Source organism: Gulosibacter sediminis, assembly GCF_023370115.1.
GTDB classification, from domain to species: domain Bacteria; phylum Actinomycetota; class Actinomycetes; order Actinomycetales; family Microbacteriaceae; genus Gulosibacter; species Gulosibacter sediminis_A.
Map to the genome: position 1 here is coordinate 584,170 of NZ_CP097160.1, position 16,530 is coordinate 600,699.

Sequence of the window (16,530 nt, forward strand, 5' to 3'; positions counted from 1 at the left end):
CAGGCGCGTGGGATGATCGAGGGGATGCCTACCCTGCCCGAGCTCATCCCGACCCTCGCTGACCCGGGGGCACCCTACGACCCCGACCACGTCTACGACGCGATTCTCGAGTGGACGAGCGGGCGTGGGATCGACCTCTATGACGCCCAGGACGAGGCGATCGTGCACCTCGTCTCGGGCGCGAACGTCGTGCTCGCGACCCCGACCGGCACGGGCAAGTCGCTTGTCGCCATCGCCGCCCACGCGATCGCGCTCGCGGAGGGTAAGCGCAGCTATTACACCGCGCCGATCAAGGCGCTCGTGAGTGAGAAGTTCTTCGCCCTCGTCGAGATCTTCGGCGCCGAGCGCGTCGGCATGGTCACGGGCGACAGCTCGGTGAACCCCGACGCCCCGATCATCTGCGCGACCGCCGAGATCCTCGCGAACAAGGCCCTCCGCGACGGCGAGGCGGCCGACGTCGACCAGGTGGTGATGGACGAGTTCCATTACTACGGCGACCACCAGCGCGGCTGGGCCTGGCAGGTGCCGCTGCTCCTGCTGCCGCGCGTGCAGTTCCTGCTCATGTCGGCGACGCTCGGCGACACCGACGCGCTGCGCGACGACCTCACCCGCCGCACCGGCCGCCCCACCGAGCTCGTCGCCGGCGCGACGCGCCCCGTGCCGCTGAGCTATGAATACGTGCTCACCCCCGTGCACGAAACCGTCGAGCGCCTGCTCGAGGAACACGAGGCGCCGATCTACGTCGTGCACTTCTCGCAGAAAGAGGCGGTCGACCGCGCGCAGGCGCTCTCGAGCATCCGCGTCGCCTCGCGCGAGCAGCGCGACGAGATCATCGCGGCGATGGGCGGTTTCAAATTCACGACCGCGTTCGGCCGCAAGCTCTCGGGCTGGCTGCGGCAGGGCATCGGCGTGCACCACGCCGGCATGCTGCCGCGCTACCGCCGCCTCGTCGAGGTGCTCGCGCAGCGCGGCCTGCTGCGCGTCATCTGCGGCACCGACACCCTCGGGGTCGGCATTAACGTGCCGATCCGCTCGGTGCTCATCACCTCGCTCACGAAGTTCGACGGCACGAAGCAGCGCCACCTCTCGGCGCGCGAGTTTCACCAGATCGCGGGCCGTGCCGGCCGTGCGGGCTATGACGACCACGGCACCGTCGTCGTGCAGGCACCCGACCACGTCGTCGAGTACGAGCACGCCATGTCGAAGGCCGCCGGTGACCCGAAGAAGCAGCGCAAGGTGACGCGCCGCCAGCCGCCGCAGGGCTTCGTGAACTACACCGACAAGACCTTCGAGAAGATCGTCGCCGCCGAGCCCGAGAAGCTCTCGAGCCACATGGAGATGACCTCCTCGATGCTCATCAACGTCGTCGCCCGCGGCGGCGACGTGTTCGCGAACGTTCGTCGGCTCTGCTTCGACAACCACGAGTCGCGCTCGCGGCAGTTCGACCTTGCGCGCCGGGCCCTCGCGCTCGGCCGCACCCTGCTCGACGCTGGCATCGTCGAGGTCGACTACCTCGAGCCAGTGCCCGGCACCTCGCGCCCAAGCCTCCACCTCACCGTGGACCTGCAGCCGAACTTCGCGCTGAACCAGCCGCTGTCGCCGTTCGCGATCGCGGTGCTCGACGTGCTCGACCCGGCCGTCGAGACCGACGGCAAGACCGACGAGGTCGGCAGCGGCCACTACGCGCTCGACGTCGTCAGCGTCGTCGAGTCGATTCTCGACGACCCCCGCCCGATTCTCATGGCGCAGCAGCGCAAGGCCCGCGGCGAGGCGATCGCCGCGATGAAGGCCGACGGCCTCGACTACAACGAGCGGATGGAGCGGGTCGAGGAGATCAGCTGGCCGAAGCCGCTCGAGGAGCTGCTCGAGCAGAGCTACGAACAGTTCGCCGAGGGGCAGCCGTGGGCGCGCGACTTCGACCTCGCGCCGAAGACCGTCGTGCGCGACATGTACGAGCGGGCGATGAGCTTCGCCGAGTTCACCGGCTTCTACGACCTCGCCCGCGCTGAGGGCGTCGTGCTGCGCTACCTTAGCGACGCCTACCGCACCCTGCAGCACTCGGTGCCGTCAGACCGCCTCACCGACGAACTCGAGTCGATCATCGAGTGGCTCGGCGAGCTGATTCGCCAGGTCGACTCAAGCCTCGTCGACGAGTGGGCCGAGCTCGTCGCGCCGACGGATGCGCAGGGCCAGCCGGTCTTGCCGCCGACGCCCCCGAGCGTGGTCGCGAACCGCCGCGCGTTCACCGTGCTCGTGCGCAACGAGCTCTGGCGCCGCGTGCAGCTCGCCGCCCTCGAGCGCGACGACGAACTCGAGAAGCTCGACCCCGAGCTCGGCTGGCCCGACATTCTTGACGACTACTACGACCGCTACGACGACATCAACATCGACGGGGCCGCCCGCTCGCCGCAGCTGTGCCGCATCGACACGAGCCGCGAGCGCGAGGGCCTCTGGCTCGTCGAGCAGACGATCGACGACCCCGAGCACCACCACGACTGGCGCATCCGGGCCGAGGTCGACCTCACCGCATCCGCGGAGGAAGGCGAGGCCATCGTGCGCCTAACCGAGGTAGTCGAGCTGTGAGCCTGTTCGCGTAGCCGCGGCAGCGCATCCGAACCTGCTGCGAACGCCGAGCGGCCCCCGCAAACGCGGGGGCCGCTCGGCGTTCGGATCGCCTGCCGAAGCAGGCCGGTGGGCTAGTGGTGCACGGGCGGCTCGGCGCCGTGGCCGGTGAGGGCGCGCACCTCCATCTCGGCCGCGAGGCGCGGGTCTTCTCGCTTGCGCGAGGTGACCGAGCCGAGCCAGCCGAGGAAGAAGCCGAGCGGGATCGAAATGATGCCCGGGTTCGATAGCGGGAACCACGCGAAGTCGACGCCGGCACCGAACAGCGCGGTCTCGGCGCCCGAGACGACGTGCGAGAACGTGATGAGCACGAGCGCCGAGATGAGGCCGCCGTACATGCTCCACACCGCGCCGCGGGTGGTGAAGCCCTTCCAGTAGAGCGAGTACAGGATCGTCGGCAGGTTCGCCGACGCGGCGACGGCGAAGGCGAGGGCGACGAGGAACGCGATGTTCTGCCCCTGCACGCCGATGCCGCCGGCGATCGCGACGATGCCGAGCACGACCACGGTGACCTTACCGACACGCACCTCGGCGTCAGGCGTGGCCTTGCCGCGCTTGATGACGTTGCCGTAGATATCGTGGGCGAAGGATGCTGCGGCCGTGATCGCGAGGCCCGCGACGACCGCGAGGATGGTCGCGAACGCGACCGCCGAGACGACGCCGAGCAGGATCGGACCACCGAGCTCGAGCGCGAGCAGCGGCGCCGCCGAGTTCACCTTGCCGGGTGCGGCCGCGATGGTCTCGGGGCCGACGAGGGCCGCAGCACCGTAACCGAGCACGAGCGTGAAGATATAGAACGCGCCGATGAGCCAGATGGCCCAGACGACCGACTTGCGGGCCTCCTTCGCGGTGGGCACCGTGTAGAAGCGCATGAGCACGTGCGGCAGGCCCGCGGTGCCGAGCACGAGGGCCATGCCGAGCGAGACGAAGTCGAGCGGGTTGGTGCCGTACTGGAGGCCCGGCGCGAGGATCGCGGCGCCATTCGACGACGCCTCGATGGCGCGGTCGAACACGGCGCTGAGGTTGAAGCCGTTGAGCACGAGCACCCAGATCGTCATCGCGAACGCGGCGCCAATGAGCAGCCACGCCTTGATGATCTGCACCCAGGTGGTGCCCTTCATGCCGCCGATGAGCACGTAGACGATCATGAGCACGCCGACGACGGCGACGACGATGCTCTGACCGACCCTGTCGTCGATGCCGAGCAGCAGCGAGACGAGACCGCCGGCGCCGGCCATCTGCGCGAGCAGGTAAAACAGCGTCACGGCGAGCGTCGTAATCGCCGCCGCCATACGCACGGGGCGCTGCTTGAGGCGGAACGAGAGCACGTCGGCCATCGTGAACTTACCGGTGTTGCGCATGAGCTCGGCGACGAGCAGCAGGGCGACAAGCCAGGCGACGAGGAAGCCAATCGAGTAGAGGAAGCCGTCGTAGCCGTTGATCGCGATCGCCCCGACGATGCCGAGGAACGACGCGGCCGAGAGGTAGTCGCCCGAGATCGCGAAGCCGTTCTGCGTACCCGAGAACGAGCGGCCGCCGGCGTAGAAGTCGGCGGCAGAGCGGGAGTTGCGGCTCGCGCGGATCACAATGAACAGGGTGATGCCCACGAACACGACGAAGATCGAAATGTTGAGCACCGGATTGTTTTCGACGGTGGTTACGGTGTCGGCGAGCACGGTGCCGACATTGCTGAAGAACTCATTCATCGGGCGTTCCCCTCAATGGTTGCGGCGCCGGCCTCAATGTCTTCGAGCTCGCCACGGAGCTCTTCGGCGACGGGGTCGAGTTTGCGGTTCGCGAAGCGCACGTAGAGCGTCGTGATCGCGAAGGTCGTGACGAACTGGAACAGGCCGAGGATCAGCCCGATGTTGATGTTGCCGAACACGGGCGTCGCCATGAAGTCGTGCGCGTAGGCGCCGAGCAGCACGTAGGCGAAATACCAAACAAGGAAGAAGATCGCCATGGGGAAGACGAAGGAGCGTTGCCTTCGCCGGTGCCCTTGGAATTTCTCGGACTCTTGCACGGCGACGTAGTCGACCGGCGACGGTGTTGCCGATTCTGGATGGGACACTGATCCTCCTAGTTGTCGTCGTCCGCGTCGTTGCGAACGACTTCGATTGGTGCGGTAAACATGTCGGTGGCGGCGCCGGATGGGTCGGCGAGGCCGAGCGCGCGCACGTCGTCGAGCACGCTCGCATCCTCGATCGTTGCGGGCACGCGGATCTCCGCCTCGCCGTCGAGAATCTGCCGGATGGTCTTGCGCAGCACCTTGCCCGAGCGGGTCTTCGGCAGCCGCGGCACGACCGCGACCTCGCGGAACGCGGCGACCGGCCCGATGTGCTCGCGCACGAGGCCGACGAGTTCGCGGCGGAGCGCATCCGGCTCGATCTTGGCGCCGTGCTTCAGCGTGACGAGGCCGTAGGCACGCTGGCCCTTGAGCGTGTCGGTGACGCCGACGACGGCGGCCTCGGCGACCGCCTCGTGGCGCGCGAGCACCTCCTCGAGCGAGCCCGTCGAGAGCCGGTGGCCGGCGACGTTGATGACGTCGTCGGTGCGGCCCATGATGAAGACGTAGCCGTCGTCGTCGACGTAGCCCGAGTCGCCGGTCGCGTAGTAGCCGGGGAACGCGTCGAGGTACGAGGTGCGCATCCGCTCGGGGTTGCCCCACACGCCGCGCAGGTAGCCCGGCGGCAGCGGCAGGCGCAGCGCGATGTTGCCCTCGACACCGGGCCGATCGATTTCGCGACCCTGCCCATCGAGCACGCGCAGCTGCACGCCCGGGCTCGGCAGGGCGGTCGAACCTGGCTTGGCTGGCAACAGCTCGGTGCCCCGCGGGTTCGCGCAAATCGCCCAGCCGGTCTCGGTCTGCCACCAGTGGTCGATGACTGGGCAGTCGAGCCCGTCGTTCGCCCAGTGGTAGGTCTCGGGGTCGAGGCGCTCGCCGGCGAGAAACAGCGTTTCGAGGCTCGCGAGGTTGTGGCGCGCGGCGCCAGTGAGCTGCGGGTCCTCGCGGCGGATTGCGCGCACCGCGGTCGGTGCGGTGAACAGCGCCTTCACGCCGTACTGCTCGATGACGCGGAAGAACGCGCCCGCGTCGGGGGTGCCGACGGGCTTGCCCTCGTAGAGCACGGTCGTCGCGCCGACGAGCAGCGGGCCGTAGACGATGTAACTGTGGCCGACCACCCAGCCGACGTCGGAGGCACACCAGAACACGTCGCCCAGGCCGATGTCGTAGATCGCGCCCATCGAGCGGGCGAGCGCGACGGCGTGGCCGCCGGTGTCGCGCACGACGCCCTTCGGTGTGCCGGTGGTGCCCGAGGTGTAGAGAACGTAGGCCGGATGCGCCGAAGGCACGAACACGGGATCGGCCGGCTCGGATGCGGCCTCGGCCTCGACCCAGTCGAGGTAGCGCACGGCCCCTCCGTCGTAGTCGGCGGCCGAGCCCGGCACGCTCGGGCGGCGGGTGACGACGACCGCCTCGACCGAGCCGTCGGCGAGCTCGAGCGCCCGCTCGACGATCGGCAGGTATTCGATCGTGCGGCCGGGCTCGAAGCCGCCGTTCGCCGTCACGAGCAGCTTGGGCTGCGCATCCGTGATGCGCACCGCGAGCTCGGGCGCCGCGAAGCCGCCGAAGACCACCGAGTGCACGGCGCCGAGGCGGGCGCAGGCGAGCATCGCGACGATCGCCTCGGGAATCATCGGCAGGTAGATGAGCACGCGATCGCCGGCCGCGACGCCGTGGTCGCGCAGCACGCCCGCGAACTTCGCGGTGCGCTCGAGCAGCTCGGCGTAGGTGAGCGAGCGCTGGCTGCCCGTCATCGCCGAGTCGTAGATGACGGCGGTGCGGTCGCCGCGGCCGGCCGCGACGTGCCGGTCGAGGGCGTTCACGCTCGCGTTGAGGGTGCCGTCGGGGAACCAGGTCCACTCGTCGTCGCTCGGCTGCTCGAGGGCAACGGTGGGCGGGGTCTGCCAGTCGAGCAGCCTCGCGGCCTCGAGCCAAAATTGGTTCGGATCGTCGATGCTCCGCTGCCAGGTGGCGCGGGCTGCTCCGGGGGTTTCGGGTGCTTGGGTTTCGTTGGCCGGGGTCGCCGGCGCGGACGGAATATGGGGATTGGTCATCCAGAACTCCTGACGATTCGCGTCATTGCGAAACATGTTTGCGCATCGGTGCGCAACGTCGACATCAAGCTAGGCATTCGCTACGCTGCCCACTACCTCCGAAAGTTGGTAACGAACGATGAACATGCAACGGCGCAGTGTTGTCTCCGAATACGAACTCCTCGAACAGGCCCTCGAGGAATTTCAACGCAGAAGTGGCCTCTCGCTGGTCTTTGGCGGCATTGCGAGCGAAGACGGGGTGCAGGTGACGGCCTTGCGCGGCCAGCTCACGGGCACCATGGCCGGGCTGCATGTGCGCACCGAGCGCGGCCTCGGCGGCCGCGTCATCGCCGAACGCCGGCCGCAGCTCACGACGCACTATGGCAAGTCACGCTCGATCACGCACGACTACGACCGCGCGGTGCTCGGCGAAGGCGTGCGCTCGTTGCTCGCGGTGCCCGTCGAGGTGGACGGCGCGATGCGGGCCGTGCTCTACGGCGGGCAGCGGGCGGACGCGCCAGTCGGCGACGTCTCGATCGTGCCGGCTGAGCGCGCGGCGGCCGAGCTGCGGCGCAAGTTCGCGGCGAGGGATGCGGTGCGCCGGGCCCGCGAGCAGGCCGAGCTTGCGCGCGCGGCCGAGACCAAGCCCATCCCGCTGCCGACCGCGCAGCTCGAGCAGTTGCGGGAAAGCTACGCCGAGCTGCGCGCGATCAGCGCCGACGTTAGCGACGCGCAGCTGCGACGCCGGCTCGAGGCGCTCGAACACCAGCTGCTCGGCATCGCGCACCCCGAATTCGGGGCCGACGCCGCTGAGCGCCCGACGCTCTCGCCGCGCGAACTCGATGTGCTCGGGTACGTCGCGCTCGGCTGGCGCAACGCCTCGATCGCCGAGGCGCTCGGGCTCACGCAATCGACGGTGAAGAGCTATCTCGGCTCGGTGATGCAGAAGCTTGGGCAGCCCTCGCGCTCGGCCGCCGTCACCACGGCGCGGCGGGCGGGACTGCTGCCGTGACTCGTTAGTGCATGCACAGTCTGAGAAATTACGAGTTGTGCTTCCTTGAATCGCGGTTAATGTATACATAAACCGGTGGAGGGAGGCGAGATGCGAGCGAGCGAACGCGTCTACGCGACACTGCGTGAGGAAATCCTCGACGGCGTGCTTGAGCCCGGCGCCCAGCTCGCCGAGGTCGAACAGAGCAAGCGACTCGGCGTGAGCCGCACCCCGGTGCGCGAGGCCCTCAACCGACTCGCCTCCGACGGGCTCGTGCAGGCGCTCTCGCCGCGCGTGCTCGTCGTTGCCGAGCTGAGCGAGGAGCGCATCCGCACGCTCTATGAGCTGCGCCGCGTGCTCGAGACGAGCGCCGCGGCCCTTGCGGCCGAGCGGGGCGACGCCGCCGTGTTCACCGAGCTGCGCGCCCGCGTCGAGGCGGCGCCGCGGCTGCTCGACGCGGGGGAGGCCGGCATCGCGCCGTACTTCGAGGTCGTCGACGCCCTCGACGAGGCGATTGCCGATGCCCTCGACAACCCCTACCTTGCCTCGGCGCTCGCGAGCGCGCGGCTGCACTCGGCGCGCATCCGCCGCCTGGCGAGCCACGACCCGAACCGCCTCCGCGAGGCCGCCGCCGAGCACCTGCTCGTCGTCGACGCGATCCTCGCGCGCGATGCGCAGCTCGCCGCGCACGCGACCCACGTCCACCTGCACCGAAGCCTCAACAGCGCGCTCGCGCGCAGCACCGACCGAAAGGACACCAGTGCGTAACCACGAAGTTCGCGTCCACCGATCCGAAGAGAACCTCGCCCGCGAAGACCAGCTCGCGTGGAAGCTCGCCGAGGTCGCCGCCGACCCCGTCGAGGTGAGCGAGGAGGTCACCGACATGGTGATCAACCGCGTCATCGACAACGCCTCGGTCGCCGCCGCCTCGCTCAACCGCGCGCCGATCGTTGCCGCGCGCGGGCAGGCCACCGCGCATCCCGTCTCGCGCCACGGCGAGGGCGCGACCGTGTTCGGCCTCGACGCAGGTGAGCGCACGAGCCCCGAGTGGGCCGCCTGGGCAAACGGCGTCGCCGTGCGCGAGCTCGACTTCCACGACACCTTCCTCGCCGCCGAGTACTCGCACCCGGGCGACAACATCCCGCCGATTCTCGCGGTGGCGCAGCACCTCGCGGCGGCCCGCGGCCTGAGCGGTCGCGACCTCGTGCGCGGCATCGCGACCGGCTATGAGGTGCAGGTCGACCTCGTCAAGGGCATCTCGCTGCACAAGCACAAGATCGACCACGTCGCGCACCTCGGCCCGTCGGCCGCGGCCGGCATCGGCACCCTGCTCGGCCTCGACGCCGAGACGATCTTCCAGGCCGTCGGCCAGGCGCTGCACACCACCACCGCGACGCGGCAGTCGCGCAAGGGTGAGATCTCGACATGGAAGGCGCACGCGCCCGCATTCGCCGGCAAGATGGCGGTCGAGTCGGTCGACCGGGCGATGCGCGGCCAGACGAGCCCGACGCCGATCTATGAGGGTGAGGATGGTGTCGTCGCGTGGCTGCTCGACGGCCCGGAGGGGCGCTACACGGTGCCGCTTCCCGAGGCGGGCGAGGCGAAGCGCGCGATCCTCGACACCTACACGAAGGAGCACTCGGCCGAGTACCAGGCGCAGGCCTGGATCGACCTCGCGCGCAAGCTGCACCACGCGCATCCCGAGCTCGTCGAGCACCCCGAGCGCATCGAGTCGGTGCGTATCGAGACGTCGCACCACACGCACTACGTCATCGGTTCGGGCGCGAACGACCCGCAGAAGTACGACCCGACGGCGTCGCGCGAGACGCTCGACCACTCGATTCCGTACATCTTCACGGTGGCGCTGCAGGACGGCACGTGGCACCACGTCGGCTCCTACTCGCCCGAGCGCGCGGCCCGGCCCGACACCGTTGAGCTCTGGCACAAGGTGACGACGGTCGAGGACCCGGAGTGGACCCGCCGCTACCACTCGCTCGACATCAGCGAGAAGGCCTTCGGCGGCGCGGTCGTCATTCGCCTCGCCGACGGCACCGAGCTTCGCGACGAGATCGCGGTCGCCGACGCGCATCCGCTCGGCGCCCGGCCGTTTGCCCGCGAGCAGTACGCGCAGAAGTTCCGCACGCTCGCCGCCGACGTGCTCGAGGCGGGCGAGATCGAGCGCTTCCTCGAGGTCGCGCAGCGCCTGCCCGAGCTCGGGCCGGAGGAGCTCGGCCAACTCACGATCGTGGCCGCGCCCGGCAAGCTCCTCACCCCGCCCGCCGACGGCATCTTCTAGGAGGCCGACCGTGCTCTACGCATCCACCTCACCCGCCGAGAAGCGCGCGGCGTTTCGCGAGCGGCTCGCCTCGGGCGAACTGCTGCGGTTCCCCGGTGCCTTCAACCCGCTCTCGGCGCGGCTCATCGAGCGCAAGGGCTTCGACGGCGTCTACGTGTCGGGCGCCGTGCTCGCGGCCGACCTCGGGCTGCCCGACATCGGCCTCACGACCCTGAGCGAGGTCGCGGGCCGGGGCAAGCAGATCGCACGTATGACCGAGCTGCCGACGATCATTGACGCCGACACCGGCTTCGGCGAGCCGATGAACGTGGCCCGCAGCATCCAGGAGCTCGAGGACGCCGGGCTCGCCGGCGCCCACATCGAGGACCAGATCAATCCGAAGCGCTGCGGGCACCTTGACGGCAAGCAGGTCGTCGACGAGGACACCGCGATCAAGCGCATCCGCGCCGCGGTCGACGCGCGCCGCGACACGAACTTCCTGATCATGGCGCGCACCGACATCCGCGCCGCCGAGGGGCTCGATGCGGCGATCGACCGCGCGAAGGCGCTCGTCGATGCCGGCGCCGACGCGATCTTCCCCGAGGCGATGCGCACCCTCGACGAGTTCGCGGCGATGCGCGCGGCCGTCGATGTGCCCCTGCTCGCGAACATGACCGAGTTCGGCAAGAGCGAGCTGTTCTCGGTCGACGAGCTGCGCGACGTCGGCATGAACCTGGTGATCTGGCCCGTGTCGATGCTGCGCATCTCGATGGGCGCGACCGAGCGCGCGCTCGACGAACTCAGGCAAACCGGACATCTGCGCGGGAAGCTGGGGGAGATGCAGCACCGTGCGGAGTTGTACGAGCTCATCGATTACGAGGCGTACAACCACTTCGATACGTCGATCTTCAACTTCCGCGTCGATCGGTAGCCCCGAACCCCGCAAAGGAGCGAGCTATGGAAGCCAAAGAAATTTACAAGGGTCTCGCCGGTGTGCCGGTCGACTACACCGCGATCTCGAAGGTGAATGCCGAGACGAATTCGCTGCTCTATCGCGGGTATCCGGTGCAGGAGCTCGCCGAGCGTAGCTCGTTCGAGGAGGTCGCGCTGCTGCTCTGGCACGGCGAGCTGCCGAGCGCGGATGCGCTGGCCGAGTTCACCGCGTTCGAGCGCGCGAACCGCGCGCTGCCCGAGCGCGTCAAGCAGTTGATCGACGACCTGCCCGTTACGTCGCACCCGATGGATGTCGTGCGCACGGCGGTGTCGGTGCTCGGCGCGCTCGACGAGACGACCGAAGACAACTCCGAGGCGATGAATCTGCTCAAGTCGAAGCGGCTGTTCGCGGCGCTGCCCGCGGTGGTCGCGTACGACCAGCGGCGCCGCCGCGGCGAGGCGCTCGTGGAGCCGCGCGACGACCTCGACTACGCGCAGAACTTCCTCTGGATGGCCTTCGGTGAGGAGGCCGCGCCCGAGGTGGTCGACGCGTTCCGGGTGTCGATGGTGCTCTACGCCGAGCACTCGTTCAACGCCTCGACGTTCACCGCTCGGGTGATCGCGTCGACGACGGCCGACCTCTACAGCGCGGTCACGGGGGCCATTGGCGCGCTCAAGGGTGCGCTGCACGGCGGCGCGAACGAGGCCGTCATGCACGCGTTCGAGGAGATCGGCTCGGCCGAGAACGTCGTGCCGTGGCTCGACGATGCGCTCGCGAACAAGCGCAAGATTATGGGTTTCGGTCACCGCGTCTACAAGCACGGCGACTCGCGCGTGCCGACGATGCAGGCGGCGATGGAGCGCATGATTGCGTACTACGGCCGCGACGACATGCTCGAGCTCTACCGCACGCTCGCAGGGGAGTTCCTCGAGCGCAAGGGCATCTACCCGAACCTCGACTACCCGGCCGGCCCGACGTACCACCTCATGGGCTTCGACACGCAGACGTTCACGCCGCTGTTCGTCGCGGCGCGTGTCACGGGCTGGACGGCGCACGTGCTCGAGCAAAACGCGAACAACGCCCTCATCCGCCCCCTCTCGGTCTACAACGGCCCAGAAGAACGCCACCTCTAACCTCAAGAAGGAGGCCCCCGCCACGGCGGGGGCCTCCTTCTTGAGGTTCTGGGGGTTATTTGGTGTCGACTCCGTCGGCGGCCGGGGTGGCTTCGACGGCGTCGTTCTCGTCTTCCGGGTTGAGCTTCGAGTAGATCAGCGACGCGATGACCGCGATGAGCAGCACCCCGAAGATATAGATGAGCGAGAACCAAGTTGGAATTTCGGGCACCCACATGACGGGCTCGCCACCGTTGATGAACGGCACCTCGTTGACGTGAAGCGCGTGGAACACGAGCTTCACGCCGATGAATGTGAGGATGAACGCCAGGCCCAGGTCGAGGTACTTGAGGCGCGACAGCAGGCCATCGAGCAGGAAGTAGAGCTGGCGTAGGCCGAGCAGCGCGAGCGCGTTCGCCATGAACACGAGGTACGGCTCCTGCGTGATGCCGAAGATCGCGGGAATCGAGTCGAGCGCGAACAGCAGGTCGGTGAAGCCGAGCGACACGATGACGAGCACGAGCGGCGTGAAGACCCTCTTGCCGTTCTCGACGATGGTCCACTTGTCGCCGTTGTAGTTCTCCGAGGCGGGGATGACGCGCTTCACGTGGCGCACCCAGCCGGGCATCTCGGGGTCGGAGTCGTCGAACGAGTCGATGAACTGCTTGACGCCGATGTAGAGCAGCCATGCGCCGAAGATGTAGAAGACCCAGGCCCAGGCCTCGAGCACCCAGGCACCCGCGATGATGAAGATTGTGCGCAGCACGAGGGCGATCGCGATGCCGATTAGCAGCACCTTCTGCTGCGCGAGCTTCGGCACCTTGAAGCTGATCATGATCAGCAGGAACACGAAGAGGTTGTCGACGCTGAGCGCCTTCTCGGTGAAGTAACCGGTGATGAAGTCACCCGCGTGCGCCCAGTCCCATTGCCAGGCGACGAGGAACATGAAGCCGAACGAGAGCACGATGTAGAAGACCGACCAGAAGCCGGCTTCCTTCATCGAGGGCACGTGGGCGTGGCGCACGTGCGAGTAAAAGTCAAAGAAGAAGAACCCGACGACGACCGCAATGCTGATCGCCCAGATCCAAATATCGACGTGATTCATGAAGCCTCCAGAAGGTTCGTTGAACGTTCCGAAGGTCTCTTCCGCCGCGATTGCGACCAACGTTCCCGGATGAAACTCCGTGTTTCACCGTGATGACGAGAACGTTGAGGAGGAATACTCCCCTTCAACACCGCACTAGGTTACACGCTGTGGGTCAATTCCACTGCCACGGGGTACCCGTTCGCGAGTCGCACGCGGAAGCCGTGTCGCGCATCCGGGTCGGTCTCGAGCACCGTGAGCGCGAGGTTATTGATCGCGGGCGAGGCGACCGTGAGCAGGTCGTTGAGCAGCAATCGCACGACGGTGCCGTGCGTGACGATGAGGGCATCGGATGCGCCGGTCGCGGCCACGTGCTCGAGGGCGCGGTAGGTGCGCTCGAGCACCGCCGCGACGGGCTCGACGGTCGGGTGGTCGGCGAGGCGCCGCGTGCCGTCGGGCAGGAACACCGTCTCGCCCTCGAGCTCGCCGAAGCTGCGCTCGACGATGTCGGGCAACGGGGTGGGCTCGCCAAGCCCGGTGATGCGGCCGAGCTCGGTCGCGGTCTGCGTCGTACGCGTGAGCGGCGAGCAGAACAGCGCGCTCCACGGCTGCCCCTCGAGCAGCACCGCGGTGCGCCGGGCCTGGTCGTAGCCGGTGTCGTTGAGCGGGATGTCGCTCATACCCTGGAAGAGGGCCTTTCGGTTCCACTCGGTTTCGCCGTGCCTGATCAGCCCAATTCGCATGCCTCTAGGGTACGGCCCGCCCGGCTAGGCTTGGCCCCATGGCGGAACGCAAACCCTGGTCTCTCGGAAACGCCCTGCGCGGCATGTTCGCACGACGCACGATCGACGAATCGACGTGGGAAGACCTCGAGGATGCGCTGCTCACGGCCGACTTCGGGCCCGACATCACCGACGAGATTGTCGACGAGCTGCGCGCGCAGGTCGCACACCACCAGACGACGGATGCGCGCGACCTGCGCCGCATGCTCAGCGAGGTGATCGAGGAGCGCCTGTCGAAGTTCGACACGACGCTGAACCTCTCGGCTCGCCCCGCCGTCACCCTCATGGTTGGCGTCAACGGCGTCGGCAAGACGACGACGATCGGCAAGTTCGCGCGGTTCCTACGCAACTTTGACCGCACCGTCGTGGTCGGCGCGGCCGACACCTTCCGCGCCGCCGCGGTCGAGCAGCTCGACACGTGGGCAATGCGGGCCGATGTGCGCATCGTGCGGCCGCAGCAGTTCGGCCAGGACCCCGCCTCCGTCGCGTACCAGACGGTCGAGGTCGCGATGCGCGAGGGCATCGAGATGGCGATTATCGACACCGCCGGCCGCCTGCAGACGAAGGCCGGCCTCATGGACGAGCTCAAGAAGGTGCACCGCGTCGTCGAGAAGCTCACGCCCGTGAGCGAGGTGCTGCTCGTGCTCGACGCCACGACCGGGCAGAACGGCGTGCAGCAGGCCGAGGCGTTCATCGAATACGCCGGCGTCACGGGCCTCGTCATCACGAAGCTCGACGGCTCGGCCAAGGGCGGCTTTGTACTCGCTGTGCAGGAGCGCACGGGGCTGCCGATCAAGCTCATCGGCACGGGCGAGGGCATCAACGACCTCACCGGTTTCACACCGCACGTCTTCGCCGAGCAGCTGCTCGCCGACGCGTAGCGGTGACCGACAGACAAACGAGCGGCGGCTCCCGACCGAAGTCGAGAGCCGCCGCTCGTTTGTCTGCGGGGGAGTTACTCGCCCATCGGGGCCTCGACGGCCTCGGTGATCGGCTTGCCGTACTGACCCGACTTCTTGAGGTTGCGGCGCACGAACGGCCACACGGCCACGAGCACGACGACCGAGATGAGGCTCGTCCACACCTGCACCTGCGTGCTCGGCCCGCTCACGAGCATGATCACGACGATGCCCGCGACGGCGGCGACGGTGAGGTACGCGAGCCACGGGTGCAGCCACATCTTCAGCTTGAGCTGCGACCGCTCCTCTGGGCTCATCTTGCTGCGCAGGCGCACCTGCGTCAGGGCGATGAAGACGTACACGAACAGGGCGACGAGGCCCGAACTGTTCATGATGAAGTCGAAGATGCCACTGTCGGGGAACAGGAAACTCACGAGCACGGCTGCGAAGCCGCCGAGCGTCGAGGCGATGACGGCCGCGACCGGCACGCCGTTCTTCGCCTTGCGGGCGATGAACTTCGGGGCGAAGCCGCGCTCGGCGATCGAGGCGAACATGCGCGAGGCCGAGTAGATACCCGAGTTGAGCACCGAGCAGACGGCGGTGAGAATCACGGCGGTCATGATGAGGTCGGCGCCGGGAATCCCGTACTGCGAGAACAGGTAGGCGAAGGGGCCCTGGTCGTCAGTGTCGGGCAGGCCGTTCCACGGCACGATCGCGACGATGAGGAACACCGAGCCTAGGTAGAAGAGCAGGATGCGCCAGATGATCGTGTTGGTGGCCTGCCGCACGCCGCGGGCAGGGTCCTCCGACTCGGCCGCCGCCATGACGGCGATCTCGGTGCCGAAGTACGAGAAGATCACGATGGCGACGCCCGAGAGGATTGGCCAGACACCGTTCGGCGCGAAGCCGCCGTGGCTCCAGAGGTTGCTGATGCCGGGGGTTGCGTTCGGCCAGAGGCCGAAGATGAACAGCGCACCGACGGCGAGGAACACGATGATCGCGGCGACCTTGATGCTCGCGAGCCAGAACTCCACCTCACCGAACGACCGCAGCGAGACGAGGTTCGTGATGATGAAGATGACGAGCAGCGCGACGGCGAAGACCCACGAGGGAATCACCGGGAACCAGCCGTTGAGGATCGCGCCGCCGATGACGGCCTCGTAGGCGACGACCCCGACCCAGAAGTACCAGTAGAGCCAGCCCACAAGGTAGCCGGCCCACTCGCCGAGGCCGCTGCGGGCGTACTCCATGAACGAGCCGATCGACGGCCGGGCGGTCGCCATCTCGCCGAGCATCCGCATCGCGAGCATGACGAGCAGGCCGCCGATGGCGTACGAGAAGAGGGCGGCGGGGCCGACCTGGGAGATGACGTTGGCCGAGCCGACGAACAGGCTCGAACCGATGATGCCGCCGAGCGTGATCATCGTCACGTGGCGGTTGCGAAGCTTCTTCGCTGGCTGTGCTTCGGTGCCAGCCTGGGCGGTTTGTTGTGACATTTCGCGTTCCGGGTTGCGCGCGCGGGGCGCTCGGTCATGGGTCCCGCTGTCGGCAGACGTCCGGGCTCACTGCGCTGTCACTCTGTGCCGTACAAACGTGCATCCCGCCATCGGGGTATCTCGGCGGCGGTGCAAGAAGCGTCGTCGTCGGCGATGAGGATTTTACGCAGGGTGTTGGCCGCGTGTCACATCGACGCATAACTGGCTCATAGCTTTCCCATGCCCGGCTCATCGCGA

The 16,530-nt window shown here is 68.1% G+C and carries 13 protein-coding genes; 7 read left to right on the forward strand and 6 right to left on the reverse strand.

The features are described from left to right. Positions 1-24 precede the first annotated feature (24 nt). Positions 25-2,583 (forward strand): DEAD/DEAH box helicase, encoded by a 2,559-nt coding sequence (locus tag M3M28_RS02575; protein ID WP_249387292.1) that lies wholly within the window; start codon positions 25-27, stop codon positions 2,581-2,583. 113 nt (positions 2,584-2,696) lie between these two features. Here the strand turns inward: M3M28_RS02575 and M3M28_RS02580 are convergent, their stop codons facing one another. The 3 genes from M3M28_RS02580 to M3M28_RS02590 are packed head-to-tail and all read right to left on the reverse strand — an operon-like array spanning position 2,697 to position 6,741. Continuing rightward, on the reverse strand, positions 2,697-4,328 hold the full coding sequence (locus M3M28_RS02580; RefSeq protein WP_249387293.1) for a solute symporter family protein: 1,632 nt from the start codon (positions 4,326-4,328) through the stop codon (positions 2,697-2,699). After that, the gene (locus tag M3M28_RS02585) at positions 4,325-4,693 is read right to left on the reverse strand and encodes a DUF485 domain-containing protein (RefSeq protein WP_249387294.1); all 369 of its coding nucleotides are present in this window, start codon (positions 4,691-4,693) and stop codon (positions 4,325-4,327) included. The genes M3M28_RS02580 and M3M28_RS02585 overlap by 4 nt, the downstream gene beginning before the upstream one ends. A gap of 8 nt (positions 4,694-4,701) precedes the next feature. Next, positions 4,702-6,741, reverse strand: a complete 2,040-nt coding sequence (locus tag M3M28_RS02590; RefSeq protein WP_283255714.1) for an AMP-binding protein — start codon at positions 6,739-6,741, stop codon at positions 4,702-4,704. Between the two features lie 124 nt (positions 6,742-6,865). Here M3M28_RS02590 and M3M28_RS02595 point away from each other — a divergent pair, with 124 nt between their 5' ends. The 5 genes from M3M28_RS02595 (at position 6,866) to M3M28_RS02615 (ending at position 12,053) form a co-directional block, all read left to right on the forward strand. Then, on the forward strand, positions 6,866-7,732 hold the full coding sequence (locus tag M3M28_RS02595) for a LuxR C-terminal-related transcriptional regulator (RefSeq protein ID WP_249387295.1): 867 nt from the start codon (positions 6,866-6,868) through the stop codon (positions 7,730-7,732). A 90-nt stretch (positions 7,733-7,822) separates the two neighbouring features. After that, positions 7,823-8,479: a GntR family transcriptional regulator gene (locus M3M28_RS02600; RefSeq protein ID WP_249387296.1), complete on the forward strand. Its 657-nt coding sequence runs from the start codon at positions 7,823-7,825 to the stop codon at positions 8,477-8,479. Further along, a complete protein-coding gene (locus tag M3M28_RS02605) occupies positions 8,472-10,007 on the forward strand; it encodes an MmgE/PrpD family protein (protein ID WP_249387297.1) in 1,536 nt (511 codons plus the stop codon). Before M3M28_RS02600 ends, M3M28_RS02605 begins: the two co-directional genes overlap by 8 nt. A 10-nt stretch (positions 10,008-10,017) precedes the next feature. Continuing rightward, positions 10,018-10,917: a methylisocitrate lyase gene (gene prpB / locus M3M28_RS02610; RefSeq protein ID WP_249387298.1), complete on the forward strand. Its 900-nt coding sequence runs from the start codon at positions 10,018-10,020 to the stop codon at positions 10,915-10,917. 26 nt (positions 10,918-10,943) lie between these two features. Beyond that, complete coding sequence (locus M3M28_RS02615) at positions 10,944-12,053, forward strand: bifunctional 2-methylcitrate synthase/citrate synthase (protein ID WP_249387299.1); 1,110 nt, start codon at positions 10,944-10,946, stop codon at positions 12,051-12,053. 55 nt (positions 12,054-12,108) lie between these two features. On the opposite strand, the gene M3M28_RS02620 is transcribed toward M3M28_RS02615, so the two are convergent. Together M3M28_RS02620 and M3M28_RS02625 are read right to left on the reverse strand one after the other, a co-directional pair. Next, positions 12,109-13,137, reverse strand: coding sequence for a TerC/Alx family metal homeostasis membrane protein (locus M3M28_RS02620; RefSeq protein WP_249387300.1), 1,029 nt, complete (start codon positions 13,135-13,137; stop codon positions 12,109-12,111). A 140-nt stretch (positions 13,138-13,277) separates the two neighbouring features. Next, positions 13,278-13,859 carry a histidine phosphatase family protein gene (locus M3M28_RS02625; RefSeq protein WP_249387301.1) on the reverse strand — a complete coding sequence of 194 codons (582 nt, stop codon included), beginning with the start codon at positions 13,857-13,859 and terminating at the stop codon, positions 13,278-13,280. A gap of 38 nt (positions 13,860-13,897) precedes the next feature. Here M3M28_RS02625 and ftsY point away from each other — a divergent pair, with 38 nt between their 5' ends. Then, the gene (gene ftsY / locus M3M28_RS02630; RefSeq protein WP_249387302.1) at positions 13,898-14,779 is read left to right on the forward strand and encodes a signal recognition particle-docking protein FtsY; all 882 of its coding nucleotides are present in this window, start codon (positions 13,898-13,900) and stop codon (positions 14,777-14,779) included. Between the two features lie 74 nt (positions 14,780-14,853). Here ftsY and M3M28_RS02635 read toward each other — a convergent pair whose 3' ends face one another. Beyond that, the gene (locus M3M28_RS02635; protein ID WP_249387303.1) at positions 14,854-16,293 is read right to left on the reverse strand and encodes an amino acid permease; all 1,440 of its coding nucleotides are present in this window, start codon (positions 16,291-16,293) and stop codon (positions 14,854-14,856) included. Positions 16,294-16,530 lie beyond the last annotated feature (237 nt).

What these genes read in the sequence shown, in the direction of transcription:
- M3M28_RS02575 (WP_249387292.1), top strand. Translation starts at nt 25, where the DNA reads ATGCCTACCCTGCCCGAGCTCATCCCGACCCTCGCTGACCCGGGGGCA.
- M3M28_RS02580 (WP_249387293.1), bottom strand. Translation starts at nt 4,328, where the DNA reads ATGAATGAGTTCTTCAGCAATGTCGGCACCGTGCTCGCCGACACCGTA.
- M3M28_RS02590 (WP_283255714.1), bottom strand. Translation starts at nt 6,741, where the DNA reads ATGACCAATCCCCATATTCCGTCCGCGCCGGCGACCCCGGCCAACGAA.
- M3M28_RS02595 (WP_249387295.1), top strand. Translation starts at nt 6,866, where the DNA reads ATGCAACGGCGCAGTGTTGTCTCCGAATACGAACTCCTCGAACAGGCC.
- M3M28_RS02600 (WP_249387296.1), top strand. Translation starts at nt 7,823, where the DNA reads ATGCGAGCGAGCGAACGCGTCTACGCGACACTGCGTGAGGAAATCCTC.
- M3M28_RS02615 (WP_249387299.1), top strand. Translation starts at nt 10,944, where the DNA reads ATGGAAGCCAAAGAAATTTACAAGGGTCTCGCCGGTGTGCCGGTCGAC.
- M3M28_RS02620 (WP_249387300.1), bottom strand. Translation starts at nt 13,137, where the DNA reads ATGAATCACGTCGATATTTGGATCTGGGCGATCAGCATTGCGGTCGTC.
- M3M28_RS02625 (WP_249387301.1), bottom strand. Translation starts at nt 13,859, where the DNA reads ATGCGAATTGGGCTGATCAGGCACGGCGAAACCGAGTGGAACCGAAAG.
- ftsY (WP_249387302.1), top strand. Translation starts at nt 13,898, where the DNA reads ATGGCGGAACGCAAACCCTGGTCTCTCGGAAACGCCCTGCGCGGCATG.
- M3M28_RS02635 (WP_249387303.1), bottom strand. Translation starts at nt 16,293, where the DNA reads ATGTCACAACAAACCGCCCAGGCTGGCACCGAAGCACAGCCAGCGAAG.